General features: G+C 73.8%; 7 protein-coding genes. 3 read left to right on the top strand and 4 right to left on the bottom strand.

The window, feature by feature from the left end; all coding sequences use genetic code 11:
* The coding region (locus WD250_02105) for a GGDEF domain-containing protein (protein MEX2618989.1) at positions 1-1125 on the bottom strand (1125 nt) is incomplete at its 3' end.
* Between the two features lie 111 nt (positions 1126-1236).
* Between WD250_02105 and WD250_02100 the strand changes: the two genes are divergently transcribed.
* The 3 genes from WD250_02100 (at position 1237) to WD250_02090 (ending at position 4058) form a co-directional block, all read left to right on the top strand.
* Entirely contained in the window at positions 1237-2634 is a 1398-nt protein-coding gene (locus WD250_02100; protein ID MEX2618988.1) for an acyltransferase, read from the top strand.
* Between the two features lie 66 nt (positions 2635-2700).
* On the top strand, positions 2701-3066 hold the full coding sequence (locus tag WD250_02095) for a helix-turn-helix transcriptional regulator (protein ID MEX2618987.1): 366 nt from the start codon (positions 2701-2703) through the stop codon (positions 3064-3066).
* Positions 3063-4058, top strand: coding sequence for a hypothetical protein (locus WD250_02090; GenBank protein ID MEX2618986.1), 996 nt, complete (start codon positions 3063-3065; stop codon positions 4056-4058). The genes WD250_02095 and WD250_02090 overlap by 4 nt, the downstream gene beginning before the upstream one ends.
* A gap of 141 nt (positions 4059-4199) precedes the next feature.
* Here WD250_02090 and WD250_02085 read toward each other — a convergent pair whose 3' ends face one another.
* The 3 genes from WD250_02085 to WD250_02075 all read right to left on the bottom strand — a co-directional run bounded on the left by WD250_02085 (position 4200) and on the right by WD250_02075 (position 10850).
* Positions 4200-5339 (bottom strand): FAD/NAD(P)-binding oxidoreductase, encoded by a 1140-nt coding sequence (locus WD250_02085; GenBank protein MEX2618985.1) that lies wholly within the window; start codon positions 5337-5339, stop codon positions 4200-4202.
* 73 nt (positions 5340-5412) lie between these two features.
* Positions 5413-8142: an EAL domain-containing protein gene (locus WD250_02080; GenBank protein ID MEX2618984.1), complete on the bottom strand. Its 2730-nt coding sequence runs from the start codon at positions 8140-8142 to the stop codon at positions 5413-5415.
* Positions 8143-8294: 152 nt separating this feature from the next.
* Positions 8295-10850 (bottom strand): EAL domain-containing protein, encoded by a 2556-nt coding sequence (locus WD250_02075; GenBank protein ID MEX2618983.1) that lies wholly within the window; start codon positions 10848-10850, stop codon positions 8295-8297.
* Positions 10851-10883 lie beyond the last annotated feature (33 nt).

Below are 10883 nucleotides of genomic sequence, written 5' to 3'. Positions count from 1 at the left end.
GTCAGCGACCGCGACGAGCAGCTGGTCGCCGGCCGCGTGGCCCCACGCGTCGTTGACGCGCTTGAAGCCATCGAGGTCGAGGAACAGCACGGCGTCGGCGGGATCCGCCGACGACCGGCGCGCCAGGACGTCGTCCAGCCGCTCCAGCAGCGAGGTGCGGTTGGGCAGGCCGGTCAGGGGATCGTGGGCCGCCTGCCGGCGCATCTCGTCGCGGCCCGTCTCACGTTCGATGACCAGGCTCCACAGGCGCACGAGGACCAGCAGCGACAGCACCACCGCGGCGATGAACGGCAGGACGGTCCTGCCGGTCATGACCATGGTGGCCGGGGCCGCGAGCAGTGCCAGGCCGAGGATCGCCACCCGCCCGTGGGTGAGTCGGTGCGGGCGCGTCGGCGCGGGACCGGCCAGGGCGACCATCGTGGGGTGCAGCACCGCCAGGCCGACCAGCCCGTAGGACAGCCCGATCGGCAGGTCCTCCCAGCCCCCGCGGGCATAGGTCCCGGCCGACTGGCTGAGGGTCCGCAGGACGTGGCCGCCGAGGGCGAGCAGGGGGGCGCCGGCGATCAGCCACGTGGCAGGGAGCCGCTGGTTGCCGACGAGCAGCAGCCGCATGGCCGCGGTGGCGACGCCGGCCAGGACGATCGGGGCGACCGCGAGCAGGGCGTAGGACAGGATCGAGGTGTGCTCGACCAGCGCGGCGGCGCTCACGGTGCCCGACAGCAGCGTGGCGAGGGCGACCATGACGATCGTGCCGTCGATCACCCCCTCGCGGTCGCCGTGGGGTGTCTGCAGGCGGACCAGGTCGAGGGTGGCCAGCCCCATGGTCGGGAACGCGAGCAGCTCCAACGCCGTCGCGACCGTCAGCACCGAGTCGCTCGCGTGCCACGCCGGGAACTCGATCACGTTGACCGCGGTCAGCAGGACGAGGGCGCCGAGCAGCAGCACGTAGGGGCGCCGGGTCGGTGGCCGGTGCAGGCGGATGCCGGCGTAGACCGAGCCGGTCGCCCCGGCGACCAGCGCCAGCCACGCGCTCTGGCGCCAGACGGGGTCGGTGGCGAGCAGGTAGGCGAGCAGGAGCACGCCGGCGGCGACCGCCGCGGCCGTCCAGGTCCGCTTCACCGTCACCTCCGTCCGCTGCTCGCCCCTTGGTCTGTCGGCACCAGGGACGGGAAACTGAAGTCGCCGGGCGGCGGACCGGCTGCGCGCCGGGGCGTACCATTGTCCCGAGCGTGCCGGGTGGCCCATGCGGGAGCGACGATGGCGGCGGGTGCGGCGGGAAGGGCGGGAGCGGGGGGGCCCGAGTCCGCCGCGCCGCCGGCCCGGTCGCACGACCGCTACGCCGACGCGCTGCGCGCCGGGGCGCTGCTGGTCGTCGTCCTGGGTCACTGGCTGGCCACCCTGCCCCGGGTCGACGGGGGCCTGCAGGGTGCCGACCACCTGCTCGACGTGTGGCGGACCGCCGGGTTGCTCACCTGGGTGCTGCAGGTCGTGCCCCTGTTCATGTTCGTGTCCGCAGCGGTGACCGCGCACTCCGCCGACCGGGTCAACCGGGAGGGAGTGACGCTCTCGGCCTGGTGGGGCGCGCGCGCCCTGCGCCTCGCCCGCCCCACGGCCACCTACCTGTGGGCGTTGGCGCTGCTGGTCGGCGCTGCCGCCATCTGGGCGGGGACCGCACGCTTCATCGACGTGTTCGACCAGTCGCTGACGGTGCATCTGTGGTTCCTGGTGATGCTGCTCGCGCTGCAGGCGTGCCTGCCGGCGGCGGTCGCGGCCGACCGCCGGTGGGGCTGGCGGGTCGTGCTGGGGCTCGTGGTGGCGGCCGGGGGCGTCGAGGTGGTGCGGGCGCTGACCGCCGGACCGGTGACCCCGGCCACGCTGAGCCGACTGGGCGACCAGGTCACCGCGGTGGCCGGCGGGCCGGGGTGGCTGAACATGATGCTCGTGTGGCTGGTCCCGCAGCAGCTGGGGGTGATCTGGGGCAGGAAGGGCCTGCGGTCCCCGGGCGGTGCGGGCCTGGTGGCGCTGGGCCTGCTGTGGCTGCTGGTCGCGGTGCGCGCGGGCTATCCGACCGCGATGGTCGGCGGGGACCTGGCGGGATCCAGCAACGTGCTGCCGCCGACGCTCGCGCTGCTCGGGGTCATCTGGCTGCAGGTCGGGATGGTGGTGGCGCTGGAGCCCCTGGCCCGGCGGGTGGCGGCCCGGGGGTCGGGCAGGGTCGTCGCGCTGCTGACTGCGCTGGGGATGCCCCTGTACCTGTGGCACAAGCTCGCCGAGGTGCCGGCCGCCGCGATCGCGGTGCGCCTCGGTCTGCCGGTCGACGCGGGGGACCCGGGCGACCCCGCGTTCTGGGCGGCGCGGCTGCTGTGGATCGGGCTGGCGACCCTGATGGTCGGGCCGGTGCTGCTCGCGGTCGTGGCCTTCGAGCGACGCCGGCGGGCGACCGTGCCGGTGACGGCGCGCCCGTGGCGCGTGGCCGTCGGCGGGGCGCTGCTGCTCGCCGGCCTGGTTGCCGCCCTGTACCTGGGCGCGTCGGCGGCGCTTGGGGCTGCCGTCGCGGTGACGGCCGCGTCGCTGCTGCTGCGCGCGGGGCGTGGCGCCGGTGCTGGACAGGATGCCCGGACAAGAAGGTCTTGACTCCGGACCCCTATCTTCCTATTCTTGTCTCACCGAGTCCTCTCCCTCCTGCTGGGGGTGCATCCGATGCCACGACGCAAGCCCGGGGCACTGCTGCCGATCGAGGTGGACATCCTCGAGGCCGGGCTGGCCGGCCGGCGCGACGGCGAGGACGAGTTCCACGGCTTCGAGCTCGCCCATCGCATCGCGGGCGGTCGCGCCGGACGGAAGCTGACGTCGCACGGGACGCTGTACAAGGCGCTGGGTCGGCTGGAGGACGACGGGCTGCTGGTGTCGCGGTGGGAGGAGGCCGGGCTCGCCCACGAGGAGGGCCGGCCGCGACGCCGGCTGTACACGGTCACCGGCGTGGGCGAACGCCGTCTGGCCGCGTGGCGGCAGGAACACGGTACGGCCCACTCCCCGGGCCAACCCCGCTGGGAGGGCGGCACATGACCGCGCCGGACCGCGCGGAGGCGCTGGTGCTCGGTTGGGCACGGCTGTACACCCGCGGCGTCGACGGCGGGGCCCGTGATCGGCGCCTGGAGGAGTTGGCGTCGGACTGCTTTGAACAATGTCGTTGGGGTGGCGAGGTCGGCGCCTCCCCCGCGGCCGTGGCCACCAGCATGGTGGCGCGGACCCTGGCGGGCCTGCCCGCCGACCTGCTCTGGCGGCAGGCACAGATCGCGACTTCTCGGGATCGGTCGCCCAACCCGAGAGGACGACCCATGCGTCAATGGATGAAGGCGAACTGGTGGCTGGCGATCGCCGGCGTGCTCGGTGCGATGCTGACGGTGCTGGGCGTGATGTTGCCGTACGAGGACCGCACGGTTGGTGCCGCGGTCGGCGGGGTGGTGATCGCCGCGCTGGGCATCGGCATGCTCGTGGGCATCCGACTGCGCCGCCGCAACCGACGCCTCGGCTCGACGCTGATCGCGGTCGGGACGCTGCCGACCTTCCCGTTCTTCTGGACGATCGTGCTGCCGCTGCTCGGGCTGGCGGTGTTCATCCCCGCCCTGCTCGACGCGGCCGACGCCACCGCTCAGGGCGACGTCGCAGCGCGACCGACCCCACCGCGGCGTGACGCGGTCATGCTGACGGCGTCCGGACTGCTCGCCGCCGCGATCGTCGCCGCGATCGTGATCGGCACCCAGACGGCTGCGGCAGCCCTGTGCGCACCCCCACTTGCGCTGGTGATCGCCCGTGCGATCCAGCGACGGCTGCCGATGCCCAATCGCCTCGCCCGCATCGGGCTGACGATGTTCCTGACCGGCATGTCCCATGCCGGACTCCTGGCCGTGGTCACGCTCGCCGGAGACGGCACGGTCGACCTCGGAGAGCCGATCGCGCTGGCGACCGGCTCGGTCACCTCAGCGGTCGGGGTGATCGGACTGGTCGTCTGGGTCGCCGCGATGGTGACCTACCGCGACCGCACCAGTCCTGCCTGATCGGCCCGACCTGCCGATCCGGCATCGCCGCGGGCGACGAACCCGAGCCCGCTCGGTGATCCCGCCGTCGCCCGCGGCTCCACCCCGACCCCCCGATCAACGAGCGACCCGAGTCCAGACGGTGAGCAGCCAAACACGTCGTTAGCCGAGCCAGGTCCGCAGGCGGTCGGCCTCCCACTGCTGCTTGGCGGCGTACGCGGCCGCGTCGGGTGGGGACAGCGTGACCGCCGGGCGCGGGTGTGCGTAGAAGTCCCCGGTGACGGTCGCCACGAGCTTGCCGGGCAGCTCGAGGTAGCAGTAGCCGTGCCCGTCGAACGTCGCGGGCTCGCCGCCGTGCAGGTCAGCCGCGAGGTTGCGCGCCGCCACCGTGCCCGCGGCCTCGGCGAAGACCCCGGCCTTCGGCAGCTGGGCGGTCGCCGTCGGCACGAGCGTGCAGTCCCCGACGGTGTAGACCCGCGCGAACGCGCTGCGGAAGGTCGCGGGGTCGGGTTCGGCCCATCCGGACGCGCCGGCGAGCGGGCTGGCGGCCAGCACCGGCGGCGGGGCGGCGGCCGGGACCCCGAAGCACACCGCCGCGTCCAGCGACGTGCCGCCCCGGAAGCGCACCGTCCGCGGCTCGATCGCCTCCACGGCGTGCTCGGTCAGCACCGTGACGTCACGGTCGGTGAGCTGGTCGGCGACGTACCGGCTGGCGTCCGGCCCGGCCACGGGCAGCGTCAGCGGCTGTGGCGTGGAGATGGCCAGGTCCACGGCGTCACGCCGTCCGCGCGCGCGCAGCCACTCGTCGATCGCCAGCGCCGCCTCGTACGGCGCCGGCGGGCACAGGTAGGGCCCGCCGAGGATGCTGACGACCAGGCGGCCCGCGGTCAGCTGGTCCAGGGCCGCGCGCATCGCCGGCAGCGCGTCCGCGTCGTACAGGTTGTGCCCGCCCTGCGCCAGCAGCGCGACGTGCGCGGGGGCGAAGCCGGCACCGAGGGCGACGACCAGCCCGTCGCCGGTCATCGGTCCCGCATCGGTCTCCACGCGGCGCTCGACCGGATCGATGCCGGTCACCGCAGCGTGCACGAAGCGGATGCCGTGGCGGTCCAGGTGCTCCAGCGGGGCGGTGCCCTCGGTCAGCGCGCGGGCCCCGACCAGATCCCACAGCTTGGCGAACCCCACGAAGAACTGCGCGCTGCTCGCCACGACGACGACCTCGTCGTCCGGGGGCAGCAGCCGGCGCAGCTCGTGGGCGGCCGCCAGCCCGCCGAAGCCTGCGCCGAGGACAAGCACCTCGCTCATGACGCCTCCCAGACGTGGATGCGCCGACCGTAGCAGCCCCCGGCGGTGACGGGCAGGCCGGGCGATTCACGTCTCAGGAGGCGGCGGCGCCCACGTCGGCCGGCGCGGTGACGGCGGCGGGCAGCTCGGCGGCGGGCAGCGGTCGGAAGAAGTGGAACCCCTGTGCGGCGAGGCATCCCATGGCGCGTAGCCGGGTGGCCTGGGCGGCGGTCTCCACGCCCTCGGCGACGACGCCGAGGTGCATGGTCTCACCGATGCGGATGATGGCCCGGGCCAGGGCGGCGTCGTCCGGGCCGAGGGTGATGCCGTCGATGAACGACTTGTCGATCTTCAGCGTGTCCACCGGCAGGCGGCGCAGGTAGCTGAGCGACGAGTAGCCCGTGCCGAAGTCGTCGACCGCGACCCGCACCCCGAGCTGCCGCAGGGCCTCGAGCGCGGCGATGCTCGCGTCGCGCTCGCCCATCAGCACCGACTCGGTGACCTCGACGGTCAGGGCCGCCGGATCCAGCCCGGACGCCTCCAGGGCGGCGGTGAAGCGCTCGACCAGGGCGACTTGCTTCAGCTCGCGCGCGGAGATGTTGACGTGCAGCTCCAGCCGCGCCAGCGCGGGCCGCTGCCGGCGCCAGGTGCACAGCTGCGCGAGCGACTGCTCCACCACCCAGTGACCGATCGGCCCGATCATGCCGCTGTCCTCGGCGATGGGGATGAACTCGGTGGGGCTGACCGGCCCGAGGATCGGGTGGTCCCAGCGCACCAGGGCCTCCACCGCGAGCACGCGGCCGTCCGTCAGCGACACGATCGGCTGGTAGGCGAGCCACAGCTGCTCCTCGGACACGGCCCGCTGCAGGTCGGCGCGCAGCGCGAGCCGTCGCGACAGCTGCTCGTGCATCGTGTCCTCGAAGACCTGGTACCCGCCCTTGCCGGCCGCCTTGGCGGCGCGCATCGCCGCGTCGGCGTTGCGCAGGAACTCGCCGGCGGTGACCGCGCGAACGCCGGCGGTGACGCCCATGCTGCCCTGCACGGTGACCTCCCCGCCCGGCACCGCCACGGGTTGGGTGAGCTCGACGCGGATGCGTTCGGCCAGGGTGGTGGTCGCCAGCAGGTCGGTGCCCTCCAGCAGGATGGCGAACTGGTCCGCGCCCAGCCGGGCGACGGTGTCCACCGACCGGGCGAGCGACTGCAGGCGGTTGGCCACCACCCGCAGGACCTGGTCCCCGGCGGCCGGTCCCCAGGTGTCGTTGATCGCGGCGAAGTCATCCAGGTCGAGCAGCAGGACCGCCATCAGGCTGTCGCCCTCGCCGGTGCGCGCCAGCGCCCGTGACAACCGCTCGGTGAACAGCATGCGGTTCGCCAGCTCCGTCAGCGGGTCGCGCAGCGCGCCGCGTGCCACCGCCTCCTCCAGCACCCGCCGCTCCGTCACGTCCCGGCAGACGCCGACCAGCCGCAGGGCTCCCCCGGGCAGCTCGGTGGTCCGGCCCCGGACGAACAGGTGGGCGATCGTGCCGTCGGGGTGCACGACGCGGTACTCCAGCTCGAAGGGTTGGCGCTGCGCGCATGCCGTCGTGATGGCCTCGGCGAGCATGTCACGGTCGTCGGGGTGCACCAGCTCGGCGATGTCAGCGGCGCGCATGTCGCTGGCCTGCGGTTCGAGCCCGTAGAGGCGGAACAGCTCGTCGGACCACCGCACCCGCTCGCTGTCGGTGTCCCACTGCCAGCTGCCGACCTTGGCCAGGGACTGCGCCTCGGCCAGCTGCCGGTAGCTCGTCCGCGCCTGGTCGTGCAGCGCCACCCGGGTCAGCGCCAGCTCGGCGAGCGCGGCCACACCGCGCAGCTCGTCGGTCTCCTCGTCGCCGAAGAACGGGGTGAAGACGCTGGGCTGCACGATCAGGGAGCCCGACCCGCACGGGACCACCATCCGTGCGTCCGTGGCGGCGGCGTTCCCGGCAGCCAGCCGGCGGGCCTCGTCCGGCGGCAGGCCCTGCGCGGCCAGGACGGTCCCGTCCCCGTCGGCGAGCAGCGCACCCCGACCGCCGAACAGCCGCGAGGCGTGGCGCACGCACGGCGCCGCGACCTCGGCCGGGCTGACCGCCTCCATCACCGAGCTGGCGAGCTGCCAGGTGCGTGCGCCCTCCCGGCGACGCCACCAGGCGCGCAGGACGGGCGGCGGAGCGAAGCCGGCCAGCAGCAGCAGGCCGGCGAGGAGGGCCAGCCCGTCGATGGCCAGCGAGGTCCGGTCACCGGAGGACGGCGACGCCCCCGAGACGACCACGGCGAGCGCCAATCCGAGCGAACCCGCCGCGAGGGTGCGCATGCGCAGGCGGACCACCATCGGCTGGGCGCGCCCGTTCGCCCACAGCCGATGCGCGACCAGACCGGTCACGGCGACCCAGTAGGTGAGGACGCCACCGACGAAGACCGCCAGGGCGGGGGGGTAGGACTCACCCTCGCCCCCGAGGTCGGGGACGAGCAGGGCACCGGCGACCACCGCGGCCGCCACGACGGCGACCACGGCCTCCTCGCCGCGTCGGCGGGTCTCGAACGAGGCCATGAACCGGTACTGCAGGTAGGGCACGGACACCAGGATCCCGGCGAGCACCCGGGTGACAGGGCCGTAGGCGGGATGGGACGGCTGCGGGTACAGCGACGAGACCCCGAGCAGCGCCACCAGGCCCAGCACGCAGAAGGTCACCGTCAGCCACACCGCCCCGGTCCCCCGCCGGCGCCACTGCACCATCCCCACGATGGCCAGCGCGCAGAAGACCGCGGCCCCCGCGTACGCCAGGACCCCGGCTGGTTCGGTCACGCCCACCTTCCCTGCCAGGCGGCGCTGGTCTGGATCCAGACGGGTCAGGGTCGCCGCGGCCCGAGCACCATTCGATCCCTACGGTCTTTACTGTCGGCATGGGCCCCGCCACCGGCAATGGCTCGATGGAGCCATCTTCGCGCCAGGGATGACTAGCCAGCGGCCGGGCCGCCCGGCGCCGGGGGGCTGGTGTGGAGCATCTCGGAGATCCGGGGGGCTCGCACCGGGGGGCTCCACAGGTAGCCCTGCGCGTGGTTGCAGCCGAGGCGGGCGAGCTCGGCGAGCTGCTCGGGGGTCTCGACGCCTTCGGCGGTGGTGGGGAGCCCGAAGGCGTGCGCGAGGTGGATCGTCGCGGCGACCAGGGCGTGGTCCTGGATGTCGGCTTTAAGGCCGCTGACGAAGCTGCGGTCGATCTTGAGGATGTCGACCGGCATGTGCCGCAGGTGGGCCAGGGAGCTGTAGCCGGTGCCGAAATCGTCGATGGCGAGGCGGATGCCGCTCCGGCGCAGGCGGGTCATCGTCGCTGCGACCTCGGGGCCCGCCAGCAGCGCGGACTCGGTGATCTCCAGGACCAGCGAGGTGGGGTCGAGGCCGGTCTCGGCCAGGATCGTCGCGACGGTCTCGGAGATGTCGGGGCTGGTGAGCTGGCGCGGGGCGAGGTTGACCGAGAGCGTGAAGGTGGGGTCCGCGGCGATCCACGGCTGCGCGTCGAGACAGGCGCGTCGGAGCACCTGCGCCCCGAGGACGTCGATCACCCCCGTCTGCTCGGCCACCCAGATGAAGTCGTTGGGCGGGATGATGCTGCCGTCCTCGGCCCGGAGCCGAGCCAGCGCCTCGACGCCGATCATGCGGCCGGTGGCGACCTCGATCGTGGGCTGGTAGTGCACCTCCACACCGTCGTGCTCCAGCGCGGTCCGCAGCGCGAGGACCATGCGGAAGCGGTCGGTGGCCTGGTCCTGCATCCGCGGGTTGAACACCTCGGTGCGATTGCGCCCGGCGGCCTTGGCCGCGTACATGGCGGTGTCGACGTCGCGGAGCAGCGCGGCGTCGTCGATCATGCCGTCGCCGAGGACGATGCCGATGCTGGCGGTCACCGGGACGGTCCCGCGGTCGGTGGACGCGCCCGCGGCGAGCGCCGTCCGGACGCGCTCGGCGACCAGCTTCGCCGCATGCTCGTCGGCGACGTCCGGGCAGAGGAGGGCGAACTCGTCGCCACCGAAACGGGCCACCGTGTCGGCGGGGCCCGCCACGCTGTTCAACAGCTCAGCGACGAGCTGCAGGACCTCGTCGCCCGTCGCATGGCCGAGCCCGTCGTTGATGACCTTGAGCCCGTCCAGATCGAGGAACAGCACGGTGAAGCGCCGCCCGGAGCGCGCGGCTGTGGCGCGGGCATGCGTGAGCCGGCCGAGGAACCCGACGCGGTTGAGCAGGCCCGTCAGCGGGTCGTGGATGGCGAGGTGCTCGAGCTGGGTGGTGGCGGCGTGACGCTGCCTGGCGGCCTGCACGATGTGCGCCAGCGCGCGCAGGAACTCGTGGTCGTCGGCCGGCAGGTCCTCGGCGCCCGGGCCGGTGATGCTGAAGGCCCCGGAGGCACCGATGTGGATCCGGACACCGCCGGTGGTGCGCTGCGGTGCGGCCGAGCCGGGGAGGGAGAAGTGGATGGGCACGTCGGGGCCCAGCAGCTCGGCCGCCATGTCGCTGGCCAGGTCACCCAGCGACCGGGGGTCGTGGGTGTCAAGCGCGGCCTGGCCGAGCTCGGCGACCACGGTCTGCTGCCGGACCCGGCGGACGAGCAACGCCTGGGAGCGCTCCAGGTCACTGACGTCGGTGGAGACCCCGATGATCCCGGCGAGCTGCCCGGTGGCGTCGAGGTAGGCGGCGTTGGTCACCAGCGCCGGAAAGCTCGTGCCGTCGTGCCGGCGGACCTCGAACCGCCCCGTCCACGTCTTGCCGTTGCGCACCTGCGACATGATCTCCTCGGCGCGTGCGGCTGCGCCGTCGGGCACGGTGAGCTCGGTGATCGCCCGGCCGAGCACCTGCTGCTCGGACCAGCCGTAGAGGCGCTCCGCGGCCGGGTTGACGTAGCGCACCAGGCCGGTGAGGTCGGTGGCGATGACCGCGTCCCCGACCGCTTCGAGCAGCTGGGCCTGGAAGCGCTGCTGCTCCTCGCCCCGCCGCTTCTCGGAGACGTCCTGCGCGATCAGCAGGTTCACGCCCTCGGTGATGCCGGCCACCGACTGGTACTCGATGTCTCGCAACTGGCCGTCCCGCCGGACGATGGGCACACCTCCCCGGCCTCGCCCGTCGGCACGGAAGCGGGCCCAGAGCTCGTGGTAGCGGGACCGGTACGCCTCGGGCACCAGCTCGTCCAGCGTCATGGTGGCCAGCTGCGCCATCGGATAGCCGGTCATCGCGCTCATCGCGCGGTTGGCATCGATCACCCGGGCGTCGTCGTCGAACAGCATGATCCCGTCCAGGGCGTGGTCGAACAGCGCCTGCAGGCGGGCCTGCCCGGCGCGCAGCAGCGTGACGTCATCGTGGACCGCCACGTAGTGGGTGATCGCACCGCGTGCATCCAGGATCGGCGTGACCGTCTGGATCACCGTGTACAGCGTGCCGTCCTTGCGGCGGTCGACGATCTCGCCCCGCCAGACCCGGCGCTCCCGGATCGTGGCCCACAGGTTCTCGTAGTGGCGCGCGTCCTGCACGCCCGACTTGAGCAGCCGAGCGCGACCTCGCCA

This window comes from Egibacteraceae bacterium (assembly GCA_040905805.1).
In the GTDB taxonomy this organism is placed as follows: domain Bacteria; phylum Actinomycetota; class Nitriliruptoria; order Euzebyales; family Egibacteraceae; genus DATLGH01.
Note: the sequence above shows the minus strand (reverse complement) of the source record. Positions and strands in the feature narration are given on the sequence as shown.